The sequence below is a fragment of the Nocardia sp. N2S4-5 genome (assembly GCF_044628355.1).
Taxonomy (GTDB): domain Bacteria; phylum Actinomycetota; class Actinomycetes; order Mycobacteriales; family Mycobacteriaceae; genus Nocardia; species Nocardia wallacei_B.
Window position 1 is genome coordinate 7,871,708 of sequence record NZ_JBIUPM010000001.1, and the last position, 22,794, is coordinate 7,894,501.

Genomic DNA, 22,794 nt, shown 5'->3' on the forward strand with positions numbered 1-22,794 from the left:
ACATCAACGGCGCGCGGCGATCTCGCGGCCGACGGCGGCGACAGTGGACAATCCGGCGGCGATCAGCGGGTGCCGGGCGGCGCCGCGGCGGACGGTGCCGATGATCGTCCGGGCCGGCCGCGGACTGCCGTGCAGCGGGACCCGGACCACCGCGTGCTCGTCGGGAATCGGCACCAGCCGGGGCAGCAGGCAGACGCCCAGGCCGTGTGCGACCAGAGCGGACACGGCGAACCATTCCTTGACGTGGTGGGCGATGCGAGGTGTGAAACCCGCTGTGGCGCAGGCCGCGAAGACGACATCGTGGGTGTCGCCGCCCGGGAAGTCGAGTATCCACGGTTCGGCGGCCGCGTCCCGGAGCGTGACCGAGTCCTGTTGTGCCAGGGGGTGTCCGGTGGGCACCAGGAGATCCTGGACATCGTCGAGCAGCACGTGCTGTTCGAAGCGGGGGTCGTCGACCGGCGGGGTGGTGGCCGTGGGAAATCCGACGGAGATGTCCGCGGCGTCGGCGATCAGGAGCTGAAAGGCCTCGGTGCTCTCCATCTCGTCCATGGTCGATTCGACTCGCGGATGCTGTTCGCGCAGGCGTGCCACGGCCGGACCAACGACGGCGGCGATGGCCGAGGACACCCCGGTGAAGCGCAGCGTGCCGGTCAATTCCGTGCCGCCGGAGGCGATGTCGGCGCGGGCGTGCTCCCACTGTGGTCATGGTTCCCGCTCCACTGTTCGTCCTGGCCGCCGCGATCTCGACGCAGACCGGGCAGGCGTTCGGCAAGCAGCTGTTCTCGCGGGTGGACCCGCTCGGCGTGGTCGCGCTCCGGCTCGGAATCGCCGCGCTGGTGCTGGTGGCGGTCCGCCGCCCGCGCGCCCTGCCGTGCTGGCGGCGGTTGCGCACGGTGCTGGCGCTCGGCGTCGCGATCGCCGGAATGAACCTGATCTACCCTGCCTTGCACTATCTCCCGCTCGGAGTGGCCGGCACGCTGCAACTGCTCGGTCCGCTCACGGTGGCGCTGTGCGGTTCCCGCCGACTCGCGGACGCCGGTGCGGTCGTGCTCGCCGTCGCGGGCCTGCTGCTCGTCCGCGATCCCGCCTCCGGCCCCCTGGCCTGGCAGGGCATCGCCCTGGCCCTGCTGTCGGCCGCCTCGATGGGCAGCTACCTGCTGCTCTCCCGCCGCCTCGGATCGGGGCCCGGCAGCCGCCCCCTGCTCGCTCTCGCCGTCGGCGTGGCCGCCGTACTCGGCCTACCGCCGGGCCTGTGCTCGAACGGCGGAACCCTCTTCACCCCCGCCGTCCTGTTCGCCGGTGTCGCCGTCGCAACCCTCTCGGCGGTGATCCCATACTCCCTGGAACTAGCTGCGCTACAACGCATTCCGGCACCCCTCGTCGCCACCCTCCTCACCCTCGAACCGGTAGTCGCCGCCCTCACCGGCGCAGTGGTCCTCCACGAGTCCCTCTCCCTGCACCGCTGTCTCGGCATCGCCGCCATCACCACCGCCGCGGCCTGGGCAACCCTGTCCACCACCCGGTGACATCGGCATCAGAAACGCGAACCCGTGGTGAGATCTCGGCGGGGATCGGATCGGGGCGATTCAAACCCTGGTTCGGGGGGCGGGGTGGTGTTGAAGTGTGGGGCACGCCGGGCGCATGGTTGCCGCGCCCGGTGGCCTACATCCCGTCTCGACGACAATCGGCTGGAGCAGCAATGACGACCGAGAACATCGCCGATCAGGTGCGGTTCGCCTACTGGGTGCCCAATGTGAGCGGGGGACTGGTCACCAGTGATATCGAGCAGCGTACGAGTTGGGACTTCGAGTACAACAAGAAGCTCGCTCAGACCGCCGAACGCAACGGGTTCGAGTACGCGCTGTCGCAGGTGCGCTACACCGCCTCCTACGGCGCCGAGTTTCAGCACGAGTCGACGTCGTTCAGCCTGGCGCTGCTGGGCGCGACCGAGCGGCTGAAGGTGATCGCGGCCGTGCATCCCGGGTTGTGGCATCCGGCGGTGCTGGCCAAGTTCGGCGCCACCGCGGATCATCTGTCCGGCGGGCGTTTCGCGATCAATGTCGTGTCGGGCTGGTTCGCGGGCGAGTTCCAGGCGCTGGGCGAGCCATGGCTGGAGCACGACGAACGCTACCGGCGCAGTGGCGAATTCCTCGAGGTGATCCGCAAGATCTGGACCGAGGACAACGTGAACTACGGCGGCGACTTCTACCGCATCCGCGACTTCACCCTGAAGCCCAAGCCGCTCAACACCCCGGAACGGCCGAATCCCGAACTGTTCCAAGGCGGTAACTCCACCGCGGCCCGGCGCAACGGCGGCCGCTTCGCCGACTGGTACTTCTCCAACGGCAAGGATTTCGACGGCGTCACCGAGCAATTGGACGATCTGCGCGAGATCGCCCGCGCGCACGACCGCGAGGTGAAGTTCGGCCTGAACGGCTTCATCATCGCGCGCGACACCGAGAAGGAGGCGCACGACACCCTCCGCGAGATCATCGACAAGGCCAATCGCCCTGCGGTGGAAGGATTCCGAGACGCGGTGCAGCAGGCCGGTGCGTCCACCCGGGACCGGACGGGCATGTGGGCCGACTCCACCTTCGAGGACCTGGTCCAGTACAACGACGGCTTCCGCACCAAACTCATCGGCACCCCCGAGCAGATCGCCGAACGCATCGTCGCCTACCGCGACCGCGGAGTCGATCTGATCCTCGGCGGATTCCTGCACTTCCAGGAGGAGATCGAATACTTCGGCGCGAAGGTGCTGCCGCTGGTGCGGGAGCTGGAGGCCGCCCGCGCACCCGCCGCGGCCGCGAGCCGATGACCGCCGTCACCGCCGAGCGCATCGAGTCGGCCGCGCACGCCCGCGCGGTGGCCCGGCGGCTGGCGGCCGACTTCGCGACGGGCGTCGCCCGCCGCGACCGCGATCGTGAACTGCCGCATCGGGAAATCGATCAGCTGGCGGCGAGCGGCCTGCTGGCCGTGACCGTTCCGGCGGAACTCGGCGGTGCGGATCTGCCGCCGAGCGCGGTCGCCGAGGTGGTGCGGATACTGGCGACCGCGGACCCGAATATCGCCCAGATTCCGCACAGCCACTTCGTGTACGTGAATCTGCTGCGGCTGGCCGGATCCGAAGCGCAGCGCCGGCGCTATCTCGGGCAGGTGCTCGGCGGCGGCCGCATCGCCAACGCACAGTCGGAGCGGACCAGCGCCACCGTCGCCGAGATCGGTACCACCGTGCGGCCGGACGGTGGGCGCTTCCGTGTCGACGGCATCAAATACTATTGCACCGGTTCGCTTTTCGCCGATGTGCTGGCCGTGCTCGCTCGCCTCGACGATCCGGACGAGCGCAGCGGACTGGCCCCGGGGGAGTACGTCGCGTATCTGCCGGCCGAGTCGCCCGGCGTGCGTATCGTCGACGACTGGAACGGCATCGGGCAGCGCACCACCGGCAGCGGCACGGTCTCGTTCGACGGGGTGCTGGTGGATCGCGAGCAACTGGTGGCCCGCTCGGCCGCCGTGCGCGCCCCCACCGGATACGGCGCTTTCGCGCAGTTGCTGCACGTCGCCATCGACGCCGGCATCGCCCGCGGCGCCCTCACCGCCGCAACGGATTTCGCACGCACCAGCAGTCGCCCGTGGTTCGAGGCGAATGTCGAGCGGGCGATCGACGACCCGCTGCTGATCCAGCGATTCGGCGAACTGGCGGTATCGGTGACGGCCGCCGAGGCGACGCTGGCGGCGGCCGCTGCCGCGGTCGACGCGGCGGTCGGTGCGAGCGACACCGGCGCGGCGGCGCCCGAAGACACCCCATCGGATCCCGTCGCGGCCGCCTCGCTCGCGGTCGCGGCGGCCAAGATCATCGCCGACCGCGCCGCCAACGAGGTCTCCGCCGCCTTGTTCGAGGTCTCCGGAACCCGCAGCGCCGCAGTGGATCTCAACCTCCACCACTTCTGGCGCAACGCCCGCACCCACACCCTCCACGACCCCGTGCGCTGGAAGTACCACCATTTGGGCCGCGCCCTGCTGCACGACACCGCGCCTCCACTACACGGGCTGATCTGAGCCGTACCTCGTCCAGGCAGGTGCAGGCCGGAACTCATGCCCGACCGGCTCATCCCCGCCCGTGGCGGGATTCGTAGGACGCCCGTTCGGCCTCGGCACGGCGGCGCTGGCGGATGTCGGCCAGTTCGGGATCGAGTCCGTGCTTGATCAGGCGGTGGCGGCGGTAGACGTACATGAGCGCGACGGTGAAGTAGATCAGCGGGATGTACAGCAGCGCCATCATCGACAACCCGATCCACAGCGGGCCCGGTACCAGCAGGAACAGGCACAGCACCGGCAACACGGGGACGAGGAAGCGCAGCAGGTAGCGGCGGCCGGCGCCGCGGCCGGTGAGGTCCTCGAGCACCCACTCGCGCATCGACTCGGGCAGTGTCGCGCCGGCGATATAGCGCACGCGCTGGATCGGGTCGGGGGTTTGCCCACTCATGCGTTTCTCCCTGCCTCGGCTGTTCCGGCGGCCGCGCGGGCGGCCTGGTTCACACGGGTGAGGATGTCGCGCAGTTCCTCCAGATCGGCGAGGCTCACACCGAGCCGATCCACCACCGCGGGCGGGATCCGCTCGGCCTGCCGCCGCAGCCCACGCCCGGCGTCGGTGAGGTCGATCAGGAGATTGCGCTCGTCGCGCGGGTCCCGGCGGCGGCTGATGAGTCCGGCCGCTTCGAGCCGCTTGAGCAACGGCGACAACGTCGGCGAATCCAGTTGCACCGCTTCGGCGATGGCCCGCACCGACATCGGCGTCTCACCCCACAGCGCCAGCATCACCAGGTACTGCGGATGGGTGAGCCCCATCGGCTCCAGCAGCGGCCGGTACACCGCGAGCACCGACCGATTGGCGACGGCCAAGGCGAAACACACCTGCCGGTCCAGCCGCAACGGATCGTCGTCTTCGGTCAGCTCAGGACTCACAACGCAAAGCTTAGGCCGCCAATAGTTAGTGCACAAACTATTAGTGCGAGAGCTGTGCCACAGCGCGGGGCCGGAACCGGTTGCGATCAGGGCGAGAACAACCCTCCTCGAGCCGCTCACCGCTACCTAGGCTGCCCCGACGTGACTGTCACCCAGCGGACCTCGCCGTCCGAGCCCGCCCCGGCCGCGATGTCGCCACGGTCGGTCGCGCTCGGCAGCATGGTCGGCACGACCATCGAGTGGTACGACTTCTACCTCTACGCCACCGCCACGGCGCTGGTGTTCAAGCCGTTGTTCTTCCCGAACGTGTCCTCCACCGCGGGCACCCTGGCCTCCTTCGCCACCTATGCCGCGGGCTTCGGGGCGCGGCCGATCGGTGCGATCATCTCCGGGCATCTCGGGGATCGCCTGGGCCGCAAGGCCGTTCTGGTCGGCGCCCTGCTGCTGATGGGCGTGACCACCGCCGCGATCGGCGTGCTGCCGACCTACGCGCAGGTGGGTCTGCTGGCGCCGGCGTTGCTGGCGACGCTGCGAGTGTTCCAGGGACTTGCGGTCGGCGCGGAATGGGGTGGCGCGGCGCTGCTTTCGGTCGAGCACGCGCCAGCGGGACGCCGCGGGCTCTACGGCAGTTTCACTCAGCTCGGTTCGCCCGCGGGCATGTTGCTGGCGACCGCGGTCTTCTATCTGGTGTGGGCCGTCACCGGCGAGGACGCGTTTCTCGATGCGGGATGGCGGATTCCGTTCCTGCTGAGCGCGGTGCTGGTGATCGTCGGACTGCTGATCCGGGTGCGCCTCACCGACGCGGAGATCTTCGGCAGGCTGCGCGAACGCGGCGACATCGCGCGGCTCCCGGTGGTGGAGGTGCTGCGGACCCAGCCACGAAACGTCTTGCTCACCATCGGCTTACGGCTGTCGCAGATTTCGCTGTTCGTGCTGCTGACCACCTATTCGCTGAGTTATCTGCAGGACGAATTCGGGAAGGGCAGCTCGGTGGGGCTGGTGGCGGTGCTGATCTCCTCGGCGCTCGGCCTGGTCAGTACCCCGCTGTGGGCGTGGCTGTCCGATCGCGTAGGCCGCAGGCGCCCTTACCTTTTCGGCGCGGCGGGCGGTCTGGTGACGCTCGCGCTGTTCTTCCTCGCCGTCGAGACCGGGTCGAAGATCGCGGTGGTGGTGGTGATCGTGCTCGGCGTGAACCTCATGCACGACGCGATGTACGGGCCGCAGGCCGCCTGGTTCGCCGAGTTGTTCGACACCCGGGTGCGCTACAGCGGCAGTTCGCTCGGCTACCAGATCGGCGCCGTGCTGTCGGGCGGCTTCGCTCCGCTGATCGCGGCGGCGCTGCTGACGGTGGGCGGCGGGAACCCGTGGCTGATCGTCGTGTACTTCGCGGTGCTGTCGGTGCTCACCCTCGCGGCGGCCGGGTCGGCGCGGGAAACCTACCGGGACGAGATCGGAGCGACACCGTGAGCCGGATCTACCTCAACGCCTTCGACATGGCCTGCGTCGGTCACCAGTCGGCGGGCCTGTGGCGGCACCCCGACGACCAGGGGCACCGGTACAAGGAACTGGGATATTGGACCGAGCTGGCGCGCACGCTCGAGGACGGCGGCTTCGACGCGCTGTTCCTCGCCGACGTGCTCGGCGTCTACGACGTGTACGGCGGCTCGCGCGACGCCGCGGTCGCCGACGCGGCGCAATTCCCGGTGAACGATCCGACCTTGGCGGTGTCCGCGATGGCCGCGGTGACCGAGCGGCTCGGGTTCGGCATCACGCTGTCGCTGACCTACGAGCAGCCCTACGCGCTGGCCCGGCGGATGTCGACGCTGGACCATCTCACCGGCGGCCGGGTCGCGTGGAACATCGTCACCTCCTACCTGGACAGCGCGGCCCGGAACCTGGGGCTGGACAAGCAGATTCCGCACGACGAGCGGTACGCCGTCGCCGACGAATACCTCGAGGTCTGCTACAAGCTGTGGGAATCGTCGTGGGAGGCCGATGCGGTGGTGCGCGACCCCGCACGCGGGGTCTTCACCGATCCGGCGAAGGTCCACGACATCGAGCACAAGGGCCGGTACTTCACCGTGCCGGGGCCGTTCCTCTGCGAACCCTCGCCGCAGCGCACGCCGGTGCTGTTCCAGGCCGGAGCCTCGCCGCGCGGCATCCGGTTCGCGGCCGCGCACGCCGAGGCCGTGTTCATCTCCGGGCCGACGCCCGAGATAGTGCGCGGACCGGTGCGCAAGCTGCGCGAGACGGCGGCCGAACTGGGCCGGGATCCGCGCTCGATCAAGGTGTTCACCATGGTCACGCCCGTGGTGGCGGAGACGCGCGCGCAAGCCGAGGACAAGCTGCGGTCCTATCGGGAGTTCGTCAGCTCGGCGGGCGCGCTCGCGCTGTTCGGCGGGTGGACCGGCGTCGACCTCGCCGAGTTGGACCACGACGAACCGCTGCGGTATGTGGAGACCGACGCCAACCGGTCGGCGCTGGCATCGTTCACCACCGCCGACCCCGATCGAGCCTGGACACCTCGGGAACTGGCGGACGCGATCGGCATCGGCGGCCGCGGGCCGGTACTGACCGGCGCGCCCGGCGAGGTCGCCGACGAACTCGAACGCTGGGTGGACGAGGCCGACATCGATGGCTTCAACATCGCCTACGTGACCACCCCGGGCACCTTCACCGACTTCGCCCGCCTCGTCATCCCCGAACTCCGCCGCCGCGGACGGGTCCCGGAAACCTCCGCCCCCGCCACCCTGCGGGAAAGACTCGGCGGCGCGGGTCCCCTGCTGGCACCCGATCACCCGGGTTCGGCCTACCGCCGGCGCGGTGCGGGCACGGAGCCGGTTCGGCCGGGGTGATTCCGCGGGACTCACCTGCGGCGGCGGCCGAGCGCATACCCTGACCTTCGTGGATGTGCTGGTTGGTATTGATCTGGGGACGGGGAGCAGTAAGGGCGTTCTGGTCCGGCCGGACGGGGTGGTGGTCGCCGAACATCAGGTGGCGCACGAGATATCGCTGCCGCGGCCGGGGTGGGCGGAGGTCGATCCGGTCGGAATGTGGTGGGCCGAGGTGTGCGCGATCAGCCGGGCGCTGGTGGCCGCCGCCCCGGCGGGAGCCCGGGTCGCGGGGATGTGCGTCAGCGGCGTCGGGCCGTGCCTGGTGCTGTGCGACGACGATCTCGAGCCGGTGCGCCCGGCCATCCTCTACGGCATCGACACGCGGGCGTCCGCCGAGATCGCCGCGCTGACGGAGCTGTTCGGCGGCGAGGAGATCCTGCGGCGCGCGGGCAAGTCGCTGTCCAGTCAGGCCGTCGGGCCGAAGATCGAATGGGTGCGCAACGCCGAGCCCGAGGCGTTCGCGCGGGCCCGGCGCTGGTACGGCTCGAACTCGTTCGTGGTGGCCAAGCTGACCGGCGAATACGTCCAGGACCACCACACCGCCAGCCAGTGCGACCCGCTCTACGCCATCCGCGATTTCGACTGGAACGCCGACTGGGCCGCGCGCATTCTCGGCGACCTGCCGCTGCCGCGCCTGGTATGGCCCGCCGAGGTAGTCGGCACGGTCACCGCCGCGGCCGCCGAGCAGACCGGGATCCCGGCGGGTACACCCGTGGTGGCGGGCACGGTCGACGCGTACGCCGAGGCGTTCAGCGTCGGCGTGCGCAATCCCGGCGATCTCATGCTGATGTACGGCTCGACCATGTTCCTGGTGCAGGTGCTGGAGAAGTTCCACACCAACCCGGCGCTGTGGACCACCACCGGCGTCGAGCAGGGCACCTTCGCGCTCGCGGCGGGCACCTCGACCGCGGGCAGTCTCACCCAGTGGTTGCAGAAGGTCACCGGCGGCGCGCCCTTCGACGAACTGATGGCCGAGGCGGCGGCGGTGCCGCCGGGTTCCGAGGGACTCGTGGTGCTGCCGTACCTGGCCGGTGAGCGCACGCCGGTGTTCGATCCGGACGCGCGCGGCGTGGTCGCGGGCCTGACGCTGCGGCACGGCCGCGGACATCTGTTCCGGGCCTCGTACGAGGGCATCTCCTTCGGCATCCGGCAGATCCTGGGGATGTTCGACGACGCCGACTCGCCGGTCACCCGCGCGGTCGGGGTCGGCGGCGGCCTGCGCAGCCCCGTCTGGACACAGGCCCTCAGCGACATCACCGGCCTCACCCAGCTGCTCCCCGAACAGGCCATCGGCGCCAGCTACGGCGACGCCCTGCTGGCCGCGATCGGCGTCGGACTCGTTGCCCCCGAGACGGATTGGGCCCGCATCGCCCGCGAGGTCCCACCCGACCCCGCCAACCGCGAACGCTACGACGACCTCTACAAAACCTGGCTACAGCTCTACCCCGCGACCCGCGAGCAAGTCCACCGCCTAGCCGAATTCGGCTGAGCCACCGGATATCCCACCAAGCTCGCCGCCGCCGCGGGGCCCGGATCAGCTCACCCCGTAGCCGCCGTCGATCGGGACCTCCACGCCGTTGATCATGGCGGCGAGGTCGGAGGCGAGAAACAGGGTGGTGGCCGAGACTTCGGCGGGGACGGCGAAGCGGCCCAGGGGGATTCGGGCCAGCATCGGGGCGGACTTCGCTGCCTCGCCCCAGACCTTGCGGCCCATGTCGGTGAGCACCACGGTCGGGCAGACCGAATTCGCCCGCACGCCGCGCGGGCCGAGTTCCAGCGCGAGTACCCGGGTGGCCATCACCAGGCCCGCTTTCGAGGTGCAGTACGCGTAGTGCTCGGGCAGCGCGCGCAGCGCGGCGGCGGAGGCGACGGTGACGATGGCGCCACCGCCGGATTCGGCCATGGCCGTGCCGACCTCGGCGGCCAACAGCGCGGGCGCCCGCAGATTGACGGTGAGCACCTCGTCGAACGCGGCGGCCGTCAGGTCGGTCACCAACTGCGGATGGGAGATCCCGGCGTTGTTGATCAGCACGTCCAGCCCGCCGAAGACCGCCGCCGCATCGGCCGCCAGCCGTGCCGGCGCGTCCGGCTCCGACAGGTCCGCCGCTACCCCCGCGGCCCGAATCCCATACTGCTCCTGTAGCTTTCGAGCCTGCGCCGACAACGCTTCGGCATCGCGCCCGGACAGCACCAGTGTCGCGCCCGCACCGGCGAAGGCGTCCGCCAGATCGGCCCCGATGCCCCGGGACGCGCCGGTGATCAGCACCCTCTTGCCGTCGAGCCGGATCGAATTCATGCGCTCTCCAACAGTTGTCGTGCGGTGGCGGGATCGGTGACCAGCCGGTTGAAGTACCCGGCTCGCGCGCCCGCGAGAATCGGCGCCACCTTCTCGCCCCCGACCGCCACCGCGATCCCGACGGGAAGCTGTTGCAGCACCGCCAATTCCACGGCGATCAGCCGTTCGCCGCCGGGAAAGTCGACCCGTGCGCCGGAGCGGTCGTAGAACCGCGAGCACACGTCCCCCACGGCCGCCCGCAGCGACGCCGAGGTGGTCGGCACGAATTGCGGTATGTCGTCGCGCAGCAGCGGGGGAGCGCCGACGCCCATCAGGGCGCACCGCGCCTTCGGCCACAGATCCAGCACCCGCTGAATGGACGGATCGGCGCGCAGGGTGTCGTAGAGATCGGGCCCCGGAAGCGCCGGAGCGAAAAGGTAATTGGGCCGCCCGCCGAGCTTGCCGGAGATCAGCCGGGTGATCTCGTTGGTCTGGTACCACCCCTCGGGCTGATCGTTGCCGCCGACCGTGGGCACCACCAGCACCCCCGGAATCCGCTCGAGGTCGAACTGGGCCACCTCGTAGACGGTCCGCCCGGAGGACACCAGCAGCACATCGCCCGCGACCAGGCCGACCTCCGTCAGCGCCCGCGACACCGCGGGCGCGAGGAAGCTGCCCATCACCTCGACCGTCGGCTTGGCGGGGGTCGGCGCGGGCAGCGGCGCGGACAGGTAGACCCGTTGCAGCCCAATGGCTTCGGCGAGCGATCCGGCGAGGTCGCCGGTGTCGGACAGGTCCGGCGGCCGCACCTCGATGCGCACGATGCCCTGCCGCCTCGCCTGAGACAGCAGCCGGCTCACCGTCGCCCGGCTGACCCGTAGCTTCTGCGCGACCTGCGCCTGCGTGGCGTCCTCCTCGTAGTACATCTTCGCCGCCGCGTAGAGCTGTGACGGCGCGAAAGTGCCGCTGTCCGAGGAGGTCTGCGCCGGAGTATCGGGACTGCTGGGCATGTGTGCAGTATTCCATTGAACATTTGTTCACGCCATAGGTGCTGTGAACATTCGTTCTGGACAGATGTAAACGGCGTGGGTTACTGTGACGGCAGACACAGGATGAAGGGCAGTGCGATGACGGAGAAGATGCAGGCGGTGATCTGCCACGGGCCAGGTGACTACCGGCTCGAGGAGGTCCCCGTCCCGGTTCCCGGGCCGGGCGAGGCGCTGGTCCGGGTCGAGGCGGTCGGTATCTGCGCCAGCGACCTGAAGTGCTATCACGGCGCCGCCAAGTTCTGGGGCGACGAGAACCGCCCGGCCTGGGCCGAGACCGAGGTGATCCCGGGCCACGAATTCGTCGGGGAGATAGTCGAAATCGACGCCGAGGGCGCCGCGCGCTGGGGTGTCGCGGTCGGCGACCGTGTCGTGTCCGAGCAGATCGTGCCCTGCTGGAAGTGCCGCTACTGCCTGCGCGGCCAGTACCACATGTGCGCGCCGCACGACCTCTACGGCTTCAAGCGGCGCACTCCCGGCGCGATGGCGAAGTACATGGTGTATCCGGTGGAAGCGCTGGTGCACAAGGTGTCCAAGGAGTTGCCGCCCGCCCACGCCGCGTTCACCGAGCCGCTGTCGTGCTCACTGCACGCGGTCGAGCGGGCCGGGATCACCTTCGACGACGTCGTGGTGGTGGCGGGCTGCGGTCCCATCGGCCTGGGCATGGTGGCCGGGGCGCGCGCCAAGAACCCCGCGCACGTGATCGCGCTCGACATGGCTCCGGAGAAGCTGGAACTGGCCCGCGAGTGCGGCGCCGACATCGTGGTCGATATCCGCGAACAGGACGCGCGAGCCATCGTCATGGAACTGACCGGCGGGTACGGCGCGGACGTGTACCTGGAGGGCACCGGCCACCCGTCGGCGGTGCCACAGGGCCTGAACCTGTTGCGCAAGTTGGGAACCTACGTCGAGTACGGGGTCTTCGGCAGCGACGTGACCGTCGATTGGAGCATCATCAGCGACGACAAGGAACTCGACGTCCGCGGCGCGCATCTCGGCCCGCACTGCTGGCCCGCGGCGATCCGCATGCTCGAATCCGGTGTCCTGCCGATGGACAAGATCTGCACCCACCAACTGCCGCTCAGCGAATTCCAGAAGGGCCTGGACCTGGTGGCGAGCGGCGCCGAGTCGGTGAAGGTGTCGCTGATCCCGTCGTGAATGCCCGGTCATCCCGGCACGTTTCGGCCGGGATAGCTGGGGCCGGTTGATCCGGCGGCCGTCGGATGAGGGGACGGCCGCCGGAGGAGAGACGACAACATCAGCCGCCGGTGACGGCGAATCCGAGGAAGTTCGATGAGGGACAGACAGTATTGCGGCCCGCAGATGTCGCGCCGGAACATGTTGCGGGCGATGGGAATCGCGGGCGCGGCCGCGGCGGCACTGCCGGCGATCGCGGCCTGCGGCCTCGGCGGCGGCGTGCACGCCACCAACGGCGCGTCGGAGGTGACGGGGCCGTTCGATTGGCGCGCCGCACAGGGCGCCACACTGAACCTGCTGCAGACCCCGCACCCGTATCAGCAGTCGTTGCAGCCTTTGCTGGCCGAATTCACGCAGCTGACCGGGATCACGGTGAACACCGACCTGGTGCCGGAGGCCGACTACTTCACCAAGCTGAACACCGAATTGGCCGGCGGCACCGGCAAACACGACGTGTTCATGCTCGGTGCCTACTTCATCTGGCAGTACGGCCCGCCGGGCTGGGTGGAGGATCTGGCGCCCTGGCTGGCGAATTCGTCGGCGACCAACGCCGAGTACGACTTCGAGGACATCTACGAGGGCCTGCGCACCTCCACGCGCTGGGATTTCACGCTCGGCTCCGCGCTGGGCACCGGCGGGCAGTGGGCGATCCCGTGGGGCTTCGAGAACAACGTGGTCGCTTACAACAAGGCCTACTTCGATCAGCGAAAGATCGCGCTGCCGGACACTTTCGACAATTTCATCCAGCTCGCGATCGATCTCACCGACCGCTCGCAGAACCGGTACGGCATCGCCACCCGCGGCTCCAAGTCGTGGGCGACCATCCATCCGGGATTCATGACCCAGTTCGTCCGGGAGGGCGCTCGCGATTACGAGTTCTCCGGCGGCGAGCTGCGGGCCGCGATGGATTCCGATGCCGCGGTCGCGTTCACCGAGAAGTGGATCGAGATGCAGCGACTGGCCGGGCCCACGTCCTGGACCACCTACGACTATCCGAATGCCACCGGTGATCTGGGCGACGGCAAGGCGATGATGGTCTACGACGCCGACAGCGCGACCTACCCGAAGAACAAGCGCGGCGCCAGCGCGCAGGCGGGCAACCTGGGCTGGTATCCGGGTCCGGCGGGGCCGGGAGGCAACTACAGCACCAACCTGTGGACCTGGTCGCTGGCGATGAATTCGATGTCGAAGAACAAGCTGGCGGCGTGGCTGCTCATCCAGTGGGTCACCGGCAAGGAGGCGCTGTCGAAGGCCGTGCGGGGCGGCATCTTCGCCGACCCGGTGCGCAAGTCGGTGTTCGACGGGGTGTTCAAGCAGCAACTCGGCGGCATGCCCGGCTACCTGGAGACGTTCGAGGCCGTCATCGGCAGCTCGAAGATCCAGTTCACCCCGCAGAAGAAGTTCTTCGACACCACCGAGGACTGGGCCGTCGCCCTGCAGGACATCTACGGCGGCGCGAGCGCTCGGTCACGGCTGGCCAGTCTGGCCAAGACCAGTTCGTCGAAGGTCAATCTGTGACCCGCCGCGGGTCGAAGAAAGGGAGGTCGAGATGACCACTCGAGCCGTCAGTCCGCCGGAACCGCCCGGCGCCGTGGAGGTTCCGCGCTGGCGGCGGTCACTGCGACCGTACCTGCTGTCGGTGCCCGCGGTGCTGATCGTCGTCGGGATCCTCTACCCGTTCGTCATCGGCGCCTACTACTCGGTGCTCAATTACGCTGCGGTGAACCCGAATCCGGTGTTCATCGGGCTGCGCAACTACGCCAGCGTGCTGGGGGACATGCAGTTCTGGACCAGTGTGCGGGTGACCGGGATCTTCGCGGTGGTCGCGACCGCCGTGGAGACGGTCATCGGCGTGGGAATCGCCTTGCTGCTCAACCGATCCAGTCTCATCGGGCGGGTGTTCGAGAAGGTGCTGATCCTGCCGCTGATGATCGCGCCGGTGATCGCCGGGGTGATCTGGAAACTGATGTTCAACCCGCAGTTCGGGATTCTCAACCACATCTTCGGACTCGGCTCCACCTTCGACTGGCTGTCGCACGGCAACGCGCTGTGGTCGGTGATCCTGGTCGATCTGTGGATCTTCACGCCGTTCGTGGCGATTCTGGTGCTGGCGGGCATCCGGTCGCTGCCGAAGGAGCCGTTCGAGGCGTCCGCGGTGGACGGCGCGAGCTGGTTCTACATGTTCCGCAAGCTGATGCTGCCGATGCTGTGGCCCTACATTCTGGTGGCGGTCATCTTCCGATTCATGGACAACCTCAAGGTGTTCGACGCGGTGTACGTGCTCACCGCGGGCGGGCCGGGCGTGGCCACGCGCACGCTGCAGATCGGGGCCTTCGAGGACTCCATCATCAATCTCGACTACTCCCGCGGCAGCACCTACATGTTCCTGCTGTGGGCGATCGTTTTCATCACCGCACGCCTGCTGGTAGGCGTGCTCGGCAAGGCGCAGCGTCGCGCCGCTGGAGCGGAGTCGTAGCTCATGGCCAAAGAACTTCTTCCCGGACAACGACGATTCACCGCGGCGTCGGTGGGCGCCGACGTGGTGCTGATCGGCTGGTTCGTCTTCTCGCTGTTTCCCATCGTGTGGATGGTGTTGCTGGCGTTGAAGACTCCCGCCGAACAGACCACGACCTACTTCCGCTTCAGCCCGACGCTGGAGAACTTCGGGACGGTGCTCAGTCGGCGCGGTACCGACCTCACCAGCGTCGACTTCAAGGCGGCACTGCTCACCAGTCTGCTCAATTGCGGTGGCGCGGTGCTGGTTTCGCTGCTGATCGGCATTCCGGCCGCCTACGCGGCGGGCCGGTGGCAGTACAAGGGGTCCAACGACCTGATGTTCACCATGCTGTCGTTCCGGTTCGCGCCGGAGCTGATGGTGATCGTGCCGCTGTTCGTCATCTACAACCAGATCGGGCTGTTCGACACCAAGGTCGGCATGATCTGGGTGCTGCAATTGGTGACCATGCCGCTGGTGGTGTGGATCCTGCGGTCCTACTTCCAGGATCTGCCGGAGGATCTGGAACAGGCCGCCCTGCTCGACGGCTACACGCGGCGGCGGGCGTTCGTGATGGTCGCGCTGCCGCTGGTGCGGCCGGGCATCGCGGCGGCGGCGCTGCTGGCGTTCATCTTCGCCTGGAACAACTACGTGTTCCCGCTGATCCTCGCCGACAGCAATGCGGGCACGGTCACCGTGGCGATCACCAAGTTTCTCGGCGGCGGCGGGCAGGCGTATTACAACCTGACCGCGGCGGCCGCCGTGATCGCGGCACTGCCGCCGCTGCTCGTCGCGCTGACGATTCAGCGGTATCTGGTGCGCGGCTTGTCGTTCGGGGCGGTGAAGTCCTGATGGCACAGCTGGCACTCGACGGGCTGACCAAGCGCTACGGCAAGACCATCGGCATCGAGGACGTGTCGCTCGACATCGCGGACGGCGAGTTCTTCGTCATCCTGGGCCCGTCCGGTGCGGGTAAGACGACCACGCTGAAATCGATCGCGGGACTGGTCGACGTGGACGGCGGCTCGGTGCGCATCGGCGGCACGGAGATGACCTCGGTGGAGCCCTACCACCGCAATGTCGCGATGGCGTTCGAGAGTTACGCGCTGTATCCGCAGAAGACCGTGGCGCAGAACCTGGCGTCGCCGCTGCGGTCGGGACGCACGGGCAAGTACTCCGAGGCCGAGCAGCGCGAGCGGATCGACGCGGTCACCCGCACTCTCGGAATCGACCACTTGCAGCAGCGTTTTCCGCGTGAGTTGTCCAACGGGCAGCGGCAGCGGGTGGCACTGGGGCGGGTGCTGGTGCGCCCGGCGGACGTCTATCTGCTGGACGAGCCGCTGTCGCACCTGGACGCCAAGCTGCGCGCCGCCATGCGGGCGGAGCTGCGGGAGCTGGGGCGCATGTCGAATACGACGACGGTCTATGTCACCCACGATTACCAGGAGGCGCTCGCTCTGGGCGACCGGATCGGCATCCTGCGCGACGGTCGCCTGATCCAGGTCGGCACGCCGGAGGAGATCTGGCGGCGGCCGGTCGACACCTTCGTGGCGCGGGCGCTGGGGCAGCCGGAGATGAACATCGTCGGAGCGGTCGTGACGGACGGCCGGATCACGGTGCCGGGCACGGGGATCGATATCCCGGTGCCCGCGGGACTCGAGGTTTCCGGCGGTGGCGCGCGACTGGGTCTGCGGCCCTGCGACATCACCGTCGGCGCGCGTGGCCAGGGCTATGTCGCCGGGCGCGGCGGTGACGCGCTGTCCGTCCTCGGTCGAATCACGCTGGCGGAGCGGCTGGGCCGCAATGTCGAGGTGTCGGTCGATATCGGCGGGGTGTCGCTCATCGCGCTGTCCGCGGGTGGCGCGCACGTCCGCGAAGGTGCGGAGGTGGCGTTGACCGTGCCGCTCGCCGACGTACACGTGTTCGCGGCGGGCGATTCCGGCACCGACAGTCGGCGGCTGGGTACAGCGAGCAGCACCGCCCACCGGACCGGCGCGGCCGTCCCGACACCGGAGGAGAGACAATGACATCCGAGGCGACGGTGGCCGCGCCTGGTGCGCCGGGGCGGAGCGTTGCCCAGCGACTTACGCTGGAACGGCTCACGAAGACCTACTCCGCGCGCGGCCGGGAGAGTTTTCAGGCGGTCAAGGGCATCGAACTCGATATCGAACCCGGGGAACTGGTTGCGCTGCTGGGCCCTTCGGGCTGCGGCAAGACGACGACGCTGCGGATGATCGCCGGACTGGAGACCGTCACCAGCGGCGCCATCCGTATCGGAGAGCGCGACATCACCGGACTGCCGCCCGGAAAGCGCGGTGTCGGTGTGGGTTTCGAAAGCTACGCCCTGTATCCGCCGCTGTCGGTGCGGGAGAACCTGGCCTACGGGTTGAAGGCGCGCAAGGTCCCGGGGGCGGATCGGCTGGTCGGCGAGATCGCGCGGCGGCTGGAGCTGGCGGACCTGCTGGACTTGCGGCCCGCGGGGCTGTCCAGTGGTCAAAAGCAGCGCGTGGCGCTCGCCCGCGCGCTGGTGCGCAATCCGCCGGTGCTGTTGCTGGACGAACCGCTCTCGCATCTGGACGCCTCGGCCCGGCAGCGGGTGCGCCGCGAATTGAAGGTGCTGCAACGGGAATTCGGGTACACCACCATTGTTGTCACGCACGACCAGGTGGAGGCGCTGAGCCTGGCGGACCGGCTGGCCGTGATGGACGGCGGGGTCATCCAGCAGTTCGGCACGCCGGACGAGGTGTTCGATGATCCGGCGAACCTGTTCGTCGCCGGGTTCGTCGGGGAGCCGCAGATCAACATTGTCGACGGAGTGGTGCGGCGGGAGGGATCGAGTACATCGGTCCGGATCGGTAGCGCCGCACTGCCTGTGGCCGCGGCGGAGGTCTCCAGCGGGCAGCAGGTGAAGGTGGGTGTGCGTCCGCAGGATTGCCGTCTCGCGGCGGGAAATGCTGGTGAATTGCCCTGCACCGTAAGGTATTTCGAGCATCTGATGGAATTCGGCCGCGCCGCGGTGGACGTGCCCGGCGTGGACGCGCCGGTGCTGGTGGAGACCCCGGCGGACGAGCGGTTCGACGCGGGGCAATCCGTCGCGCTGTCGGCGCCGCCCGAGCGTGTCTACCTGTTCGACCCGGATTCCGGAAAACGTTTGCGATAGAGGGTTTCTCATGACGTGGCTCTACAACGACCCGGCGTCGTTCACCGAGCTGACTTGTCAATAGGGGGTCCGTTAGACTTGCCGACATGTCTACACGTTCTCGCAGGTCACCACTGCAAATTCGGCGAGCGGTCATCTACGTCCGCGTCTCCAAGGACGACGGGCGCCGAGGCCGATCCTGCAAAGAGCAGGCCGAGGCGTGCACCGCGGACTGCGAATACGAACAGTGGCCGATCGGCCACATCCTCGAGGATAACGACCGCGGCGCCTCGCGACACTCGAAACGAGAGCGCGACGCCTTCAAGCGCCTGCCCGGCGTTCTTCGCCGCGGTGACGTTCTTGTCGTCTGGGAACCGTCCCGCATCACCCGCAACATGGCCGAGTTCGCGACCTTCTGCGACATCCTCGCGGCGCGAGATGTGCCGCTGTACTACGACGGCCACGTGTTCAACCTCGATGACGATGACGACCGCAACGCCGTGTGGCAGGACATCCTCGACGGCGCGAAGGCGGTCGGGAAGACGCGCAAGCGGGTACTGCGGGCGATGGAGGCGAACCTGAGCGCGAACAAGCCGCACGGCAAACCGGCCCCTGGATACGAGATCGTCTACGAGGGCGGGCGTTCCGCGGGCCGTAGGGTCGTACCCGCGCAGCAGTCGGTACTGAAGGCTGCCGCGCAGCGGGTCCTCGAGCAGGGTTCCGCGGTGTCGATGTCGGCCCTGGCGCGCGAACTGGAGGCGGACTGGCGCGCCGCGGGAGGAACGACCTTTTTCCGCGGCAAGGACCTGGTGCGGTATCTGACGAATCCGACTGTGTTCGGCTTCCGAGTGCATCGGGGACAGATCGTCGGGCGCGGCACGTGGGATCCGGTACTCGATCCGGACTGGTATCCGCTGCTGACGGCCGTGCTTAAGGATCCGGATCGTCTCACGCACCGCGGTTCGGAGGTGAGGTGGTTGCTGTCGCACATCGCGAAATGCGGTGTGTGCCTGTCGCTGGGGGAGCCGGGGGTGATCGACCACAAGCGTCGGCGAAGTGGGAGCCACAGGGACGACGCCTACGTCTGCCGCGACCGGAATCATGTGGCGCGCGGTGCGGCGCGGGTGGATGCCTATGTGCAAGAACTGTGGCTCCAGGTGCTGGAGAGCCCGGATGCGCAGGCGCTGCTGCTGGCACAGGACGAGGACGGCAAGGCGACCATTGACGAGGAACTCGCGCGTATCGAGCAGTTGCGCAGCGAGATCGAGATCTTCGTCGTCGAGGCGGCCAAGACGCGGATGACAGCGCGGTCGGTCGCGTTGTATGTCGAGGCGCGGGAGGCGGAGATCCGCGAAGTGCAGGAGCGGGTCGACACCGTGCGGGCCCGGGTGGACCCGAACCTGTTGGACCTGGCGGGTCCTGGTGTGCGCGGTCGATGGGAGGCTCGGTCGCTGACGCAGAAGCGAGCGCTGCTGCGTGATCACCTATCGGTGACGATCCTGCCGATCGGGAAGCAGGGGCGCTATAGCGAGATCGGCGTGGAGGTGCGGCCGAGGAACGGGCTCGCCGCAGATCTTGTTGCGGCGCAGGGAAGTTAGGTGATCCTCAGCATAGTTGCGCGATCTTGGGGTGATCTTAGATGAACGTTTGCTGACATCTCATCGAACACCTGATCGGTTCGGTAGACCAGTTTGTTTCACGTGACAGCATCCGGCCAGCGTGCGGCGTGTGAGTGTAGATCATCGCCGGAGTTTCAGCGCTGAAAGCTGTTGTGTTGCTGACAAATTGCGAGTCGTGATCATTTATAACGTTTCGGTACATATGCTGGGATCATCAAACGTTGCAGCAGCCTTGGTGACCAGTGGCTATTAATGTGTCGGTCACATCCACGGCATAAGGGACATGCGGGTCGGGGTGTAACTGGAGGGTGTCAATCGTGCGGGATCAACCGGATGATGAGGGCGCAGGCGACTATAGGTGCCTCGCGAACGATCTCGCCGCGCTGGGGATTTCGGTATCGCCAGCGTGCGGCAGTGTGGCCGCCCGCAACGGGTGGGCCATCATCGGTCTGGTCATCGTAACCAGACATGATGTGGAAGTCGTTCCGCGCGAAGGGCTCCTGGCATCACAAGCTGCACGGCTGTGTGCGACAGCCGTGCAGGTGTGGGCGTTCGGCCGCGGATGTCTGGACGGATGGCGATATGCGCCGGCGGTCGGGTGGTCTGTCGAAGTGGTGATGCGTCAGCCTGAGCTGTCATCGCCCTTGCGCCGAGTTACCTCGTCGAGGATGTCGTCGGAGGGTGGGACGCCGCGCGTGTTGGCGGGGTTGAGCCGGCCGTCCGGGAGGTAAACCGGATCGGATCCGCGACGGCGCGCGACGTAGTCGGGCGATTTCATCGCGTTGCGCACGATCTCTCCGGGGTCTATGTTGAGCGCCTCGCCGATGCTGGCGAGCTGCTCGACGTCGATAGCGGAATTGCCGTTCACCAGGGACGAGATGGTTGCCTTGGGCATCCCGGTCGCCTTGACCAGGTCCGCCTGTTTCCATTTTCGTCGGCCCAATTGGACCCTGATCTCTTCCGCGACCGCCTGGGTGAGCGGCCCCGGTTCGCGAGCGTTCGTAGCCATGGGCAGGAGTCTAGATTCCATTTGGAGACCTCCACAACAGGGAACATAAGGGTCTCCTCACCCAACCGACCGCCCGCTACACCATTGCAACCGTCTCCAAATAGAGCTAAAGTCGCCATATGGAGACACGGCAGACCTGGAGCGAACAGGTCACGATTCGGGTCCGCCAGGCCATCAAGGATGCAGGGCTGACCGAGGAGTACGTCGGCGACCAGATCGGTAGACCGAACGCGACATTCAGCAGGCTGATGAACGTTCGGCACTCGAAGTACACGCTCACCATCGACGACCTCGAACAGATCGCCGACCTCCTGGGCGTTTCGCCGGCCGAGTTCGTCCCCGCCCCAGGGGATTTGAAGGCGCGGGCCGCATCGTGAGCCGCCCACGTCCCAACGTCGACCCGGCTATGCAGGCATGGATCGACGAGCAGATGAAGCACTTCCCGCCCGGATGCATGGACGGCGCGATCCGTCAGCTGAAGGCGTACGAGCGCGCCGACCGCGAGCAAGCGCAGCGGGGGAGGGCGGCAGCGTGACCGCGAATCTCATCCCGATCCAGGGCGGCTCGCCCTTCGACCACATCAAGCGCACCCGCGCGGATGGCAGCGAGTACTGGTCGGCGCGGGAGCTGATGCCGCTGATGGGCTACAGCCGGTGGCAGCACTTCGACGTCCCGATCAAGCGGGCCATGAAGACCGCCGAGAACCAGGCGCACGATCTGACCAGCAACTTTACGGGATCCCGTAAAGATCCTGGCACATCCGGCCCGGCACAGATCGACTACGAGCTGTCCCGGTTCGCGGCCTACCTCGTCGCCATGAACGGCGACCCGAACAAGCCGGAAGTCGCTGCGGCGCAGGCGTACTTCGCCATCCAGACCCGCACCGCCGAGACCCGCCCCGCGGTCCCCGCCGCGGTGTCCACCTTCGACATCCTGCGAGCCCAGATCGACCAGCTCGAGGCGGCGCAGCGCACCGCCGAGGAAGCGAAGGCCATCGCCGCCAAGACCGACGCGCGCCTCGACGCGATCGAGGGCCGCCACGACTGGTACTCGGCGCTCGGCTACGCGCGGATGGCGAAGATCGAGAACACCTCGACGCAGTTCCTCAACCGCGTCGGCCGGCAGGCGTCCGCGATCGCGAAGGCGCGCGGCATCGACGCGGTGAAGGTGCCGCACGCGCTGTACGGCGAGGTCAACTCCTACCCCGCATGGGTGTGGGAGCTGGCCTTCGACGGCCGGGGCGGTGCCTCATGACCGCCATGTTCGGAGTCCTCATCATCTGGGCCACCTCGGCGATGATCATCGCCCCGCTGCTGGCCCGCGCACTGTTTGGAGGTCGGCGATGACCGCGCCGGAGATTGCCGCCGTCGACGAGATCGACGCAGAGCCGACCGGCGAGCAGCCGGAAGCAGCAGAGCCGACTCCTGAGGAGCGGGCCGCGGCCGAGCTGCTCGGCCTGGTGCAGCGCATCGACAAGCTGCAAGAGGACGTCGACCGGCTGGGCATGTACATGCACCTCGGCGACGAGTGGGGTAACGCCCACCTCCACGCCGTCACCCAGCTGGCGCAGGCGCGCACCGAGCGCGACCAGATCAAGAGGCAGTGGGGGATATGAACGCCGCCGCCCTGATCGCCTCCGGCCTCGCCCTCACCGGCGCCATCATCGCCTGGTTCTACGCCGAGCGGGCGCGCACTGACTCCGAGGCCAACGCCCGCGACGCCGCTGAGGCCGCGCAGCGCGCCGAGGCCGCCCGCGACGCCATCGCCCCGCGCTACCGCGAGGACGCCCGCCCCGCCGCTGAGGGCCCGGCGCTCATGCAGGTGAGCGACTCCATGCTCGCGGCATTCAACGAAGCGGCAGCCCGTGACAAGGCGTGGCAGGCCTCGCGCAAGTGGAGCGGGCGATGAGCCGCCTGGCCCGCTCGCAGCTGATCCAGCTTGCCGACCAGCTCGCTGCCCTGGCCCTCAGCGCCGCGGCCACGAGCGTGTTCGGTGCGCGTGAGCTGCGCGAGATCGCCCGCGACGCAATCGGTATCGCTGTCGCCCTGACCCCCGATTCGTCTCCTCGCCCTGACGAGGAGATCGCGACGCCCGGGACGGGTGATGCGCTCCACGTCCCGGGTGTCGTGCCCAAGCCCTCCACCACCTGACATGGC

25 protein-coding genes are annotated in these 22,794 nt (G+C 68.3%); 19 read left to right on the top strand and 6 right to left on the bottom strand.

The features are described 5' to 3' along the window. Nucleotides 1-3: 3 nt before the first annotated feature. Nucleotides 4-654, bottom strand: coding sequence for a LysR substrate-binding domain-containing protein (locus tag ACFMRZ_RS36305; RefSeq protein WP_400182658.1), 651 nt, complete (start codon nucleotides 652-654; stop codon nucleotides 4-6). Nucleotides 655-704: 50 nt separating this feature from the next. Between ACFMRZ_RS36305 and ACFMRZ_RS36310 the strand changes: the two genes are divergently transcribed. The 3 genes from ACFMRZ_RS36310 (at nucleotide 705) to ACFMRZ_RS36320 (ending at nucleotide 4,059) form a co-directional block, all read left to right on the top strand. After that, a complete protein-coding gene (locus tag ACFMRZ_RS36310; protein ID WP_400182659.1) occupies nucleotides 705-1,526 on the top strand; it encodes an EamA family transporter in 822 nt (273 codons plus the stop codon). A 173-nt stretch (nucleotides 1,527-1,699) separates the two neighbouring features. Then, nucleotides 1,700-2,818, top strand: a complete 1,119-nt coding sequence (gene sfnG, locus ACFMRZ_RS36315; RefSeq protein WP_400182660.1) for a dimethylsulfone monooxygenase SfnG — start codon at nucleotides 1,700-1,702, stop codon at nucleotides 2,816-2,818. Beyond that, complete coding sequence (locus tag ACFMRZ_RS36320) at nucleotides 2,815-4,059, top strand: SfnB family sulfur acquisition oxidoreductase (RefSeq protein ID WP_400182661.1); 1,245 nt, start codon at nucleotides 2,815-2,817, stop codon at nucleotides 4,057-4,059. The genes sfnG and ACFMRZ_RS36320 overlap by 4 nt, the downstream gene beginning before the upstream one ends. A 49-nt stretch (nucleotides 4,060-4,108) precedes the next feature. Here ACFMRZ_RS36320 and ACFMRZ_RS36325 read toward each other — a convergent pair whose 3' ends face one another. Both ACFMRZ_RS36325 and ACFMRZ_RS36330 read right to left on the bottom strand, forming a co-directional pair. Next, complete coding sequence (locus ACFMRZ_RS36325; protein WP_400182662.1) at nucleotides 4,109-4,486, bottom strand: DUF5313 family protein; 378 nt, start codon at nucleotides 4,484-4,486, stop codon at nucleotides 4,109-4,111. Next, a complete protein-coding gene (locus ACFMRZ_RS36330) occupies nucleotides 4,483-4,965 on the bottom strand; it encodes a MarR family transcriptional regulator (protein ID WP_280369935.1) in 483 nt (160 codons plus the stop codon). The genes ACFMRZ_RS36325 and ACFMRZ_RS36330 overlap by 4 nt, the downstream gene beginning before the upstream one ends. Before the next feature lie 219 nt (nucleotides 4,966-5,184). Here ACFMRZ_RS36330 and ACFMRZ_RS36335 point away from each other — a divergent pair, with 219 nt between their 5' ends. Genes ACFMRZ_RS36335 through ACFMRZ_RS36345 form a run of 3 tightly spaced genes read left to right on the top strand, consistent with a single transcriptional unit; the run spans nucleotide 5,185 to nucleotide 9,348 of the window. Then, complete coding sequence (locus ACFMRZ_RS36335) at nucleotides 5,185-6,432, top strand: MFS transporter (RefSeq protein WP_400183060.1); 1,248 nt, start codon at nucleotides 5,185-5,187, stop codon at nucleotides 6,430-6,432. After that, nucleotides 6,429-7,820 (top strand): LLM class flavin-dependent oxidoreductase, encoded by a 1,392-nt coding sequence (locus ACFMRZ_RS36340; RefSeq protein WP_400182663.1) that lies wholly within the window; start codon nucleotides 6,429-6,431, stop codon nucleotides 7,818-7,820. Before ACFMRZ_RS36335 ends, ACFMRZ_RS36340 begins: the two co-directional genes overlap by 4 nt. 49 nt (nucleotides 7,821-7,869) lie before the next feature. Continuing rightward, nucleotides 7,870-9,348: an FGGY-family carbohydrate kinase gene (locus ACFMRZ_RS36345; protein ID WP_400182664.1), complete on the top strand. Its 1,479-nt coding sequence runs from the start codon at nucleotides 7,870-7,872 to the stop codon at nucleotides 9,346-9,348. 45 nt (nucleotides 9,349-9,393) lie between these two features. Here the strand turns inward: ACFMRZ_RS36345 and ACFMRZ_RS36350 are convergent, their stop codons facing one another. Both ACFMRZ_RS36350 and ACFMRZ_RS36355 read right to left on the bottom strand, forming a co-directional pair. Further along, nucleotides 9,394-10,155 carry an SDR family NAD(P)-dependent oxidoreductase gene (locus tag ACFMRZ_RS36350; RefSeq protein WP_400182665.1) on the bottom strand — a complete coding sequence of 254 codons (762 nt, stop codon included), beginning with the start codon at nucleotides 10,153-10,155 and terminating at the stop codon, nucleotides 9,394-9,396. Then, entirely contained in the window at nucleotides 10,152-11,144 is a 993-nt protein-coding gene (locus ACFMRZ_RS36355; protein ID WP_400182666.1) for a sugar-binding transcriptional regulator, read from the bottom strand. Before ACFMRZ_RS36355 ends, ACFMRZ_RS36350 begins: the two co-directional genes overlap by 4 nt. Before the next feature lie 117 nt (nucleotides 11,145-11,261). Between ACFMRZ_RS36355 and eltD the strand changes: the two genes are divergently transcribed. The 7 genes from eltD (at nucleotide 11,262) to ACFMRZ_RS36390 (ending at nucleotide 19,608) form a co-directional block, all read left to right on the top strand. Then, nucleotides 11,262-12,338, top strand: a complete 1,077-nt coding sequence (gene eltD / locus ACFMRZ_RS36360; RefSeq protein ID WP_280369928.1) for an erythritol/L-threitol dehyrogenase — start codon at nucleotides 11,262-11,264, stop codon at nucleotides 12,336-12,338. 135 nt (nucleotides 12,339-12,473) lie between these two features. Continuing rightward, entirely contained in the window at nucleotides 12,474-13,895 is a 1,422-nt protein-coding gene (locus ACFMRZ_RS36365) for an ABC transporter substrate-binding protein (RefSeq protein ID WP_400182667.1), read from the top strand. Between the two features lie 31 nt (nucleotides 13,896-13,926). Then, nucleotides 13,927-14,853, top strand: a complete 927-nt coding sequence (locus ACFMRZ_RS36370; RefSeq protein ID WP_400182668.1) for a carbohydrate ABC transporter permease — start codon at nucleotides 13,927-13,929, stop codon at nucleotides 14,851-14,853. Nucleotides 14,854-14,856: 3 nt separating this feature from the next. Beyond that, nucleotides 14,857-15,723, top strand: a complete 867-nt coding sequence (locus ACFMRZ_RS36375) for a carbohydrate ABC transporter permease (protein WP_280273580.1) — start codon at nucleotides 14,857-14,859, stop codon at nucleotides 15,721-15,723. Beyond that, on the top strand, nucleotides 15,723-16,898 hold the full coding sequence (locus ACFMRZ_RS36380; RefSeq protein WP_400182669.1) for an ABC transporter ATP-binding protein: 1,176 nt from the start codon (nucleotides 15,723-15,725) through the stop codon (nucleotides 16,896-16,898). Before ACFMRZ_RS36375 ends, ACFMRZ_RS36380 begins: the two co-directional genes overlap by 1 nt. Further along, complete coding sequence (locus ACFMRZ_RS36385; RefSeq protein ID WP_400182670.1) at nucleotides 16,895-18,031, top strand: ABC transporter ATP-binding protein; 1,137 nt, start codon at nucleotides 16,895-16,897, stop codon at nucleotides 18,029-18,031. The genes ACFMRZ_RS36380 and ACFMRZ_RS36385 overlap by 4 nt, the downstream gene beginning before the upstream one ends. 86 nt (nucleotides 18,032-18,117) lie before the next feature. After that, the gene (locus ACFMRZ_RS36390; RefSeq protein ID WP_400182671.1) at nucleotides 18,118-19,608 is read left to right on the top strand and encodes a recombinase family protein; all 1,491 of its coding nucleotides are present in this window, start codon (nucleotides 18,118-18,120) and stop codon (nucleotides 19,606-19,608) included. Between the two features lie 643 nt (nucleotides 19,609-20,251). On the opposite strand, the gene ACFMRZ_RS36395 is transcribed toward ACFMRZ_RS36390, so the two are convergent. After that, a complete protein-coding gene (locus ACFMRZ_RS36395; protein ID WP_400182672.1) occupies nucleotides 20,252-20,638 on the bottom strand; it encodes a helix-turn-helix domain-containing protein in 387 nt (128 codons plus the stop codon). A gap of 119 nt (nucleotides 20,639-20,757) precedes the next feature. Here ACFMRZ_RS36395 and ACFMRZ_RS36400 point away from each other — a divergent pair, with 119 nt between their 5' ends. The 6 genes from ACFMRZ_RS36400 (at nucleotide 20,758) to ACFMRZ_RS36425 (ending at nucleotide 22,788) form a co-directional block, all read left to right on the top strand. Further along, the gene (locus tag ACFMRZ_RS36400; RefSeq protein ID WP_400182673.1) at nucleotides 20,758-21,015 is read left to right on the top strand and encodes a helix-turn-helix domain-containing protein; all 258 of its coding nucleotides are present in this window, start codon (nucleotides 20,758-20,760) and stop codon (nucleotides 21,013-21,015) included. After that, entirely contained in the window at nucleotides 21,012-21,173 is a 162-nt protein-coding gene (locus ACFMRZ_RS36405; protein WP_400182674.1) for a hypothetical protein, read from the top strand. The genes ACFMRZ_RS36400 and ACFMRZ_RS36405 overlap by 4 nt, the downstream gene beginning before the upstream one ends. After that, nucleotides 21,170-21,892 (top strand): BRO family protein, encoded by a 723-nt coding sequence (locus tag ACFMRZ_RS36410; RefSeq protein ID WP_400182675.1) that lies wholly within the window; start codon nucleotides 21,170-21,172, stop codon nucleotides 21,890-21,892. Before ACFMRZ_RS36405 ends, ACFMRZ_RS36410 begins: the two co-directional genes overlap by 4 nt. 88 nt (nucleotides 21,893-21,980) lie before the next feature. Then, the gene (locus ACFMRZ_RS36415) at nucleotides 21,981-22,253 is read left to right on the top strand and encodes a hypothetical protein (protein ID WP_400182676.1); all 273 of its coding nucleotides are present in this window, start codon (nucleotides 21,981-21,983) and stop codon (nucleotides 22,251-22,253) included. Further along, nucleotides 22,241-22,546 carry a hypothetical protein gene (locus ACFMRZ_RS36420; RefSeq protein ID WP_400182677.1) on the top strand — a complete coding sequence of 102 codons (306 nt, stop codon included), beginning with the start codon at nucleotides 22,241-22,243 and terminating at the stop codon, nucleotides 22,544-22,546. Before ACFMRZ_RS36415 ends, ACFMRZ_RS36420 begins: the two co-directional genes overlap by 13 nt. Next, the gene (locus tag ACFMRZ_RS36425) at nucleotides 22,543-22,788 is read left to right on the top strand and encodes a hypothetical protein (protein ID WP_400182678.1); all 246 of its coding nucleotides are present in this window, start codon (nucleotides 22,543-22,545) and stop codon (nucleotides 22,786-22,788) included. Before ACFMRZ_RS36420 ends, ACFMRZ_RS36425 begins: the two co-directional genes overlap by 4 nt. Nucleotides 22,789-22,794 lie beyond the last annotated feature (6 nt).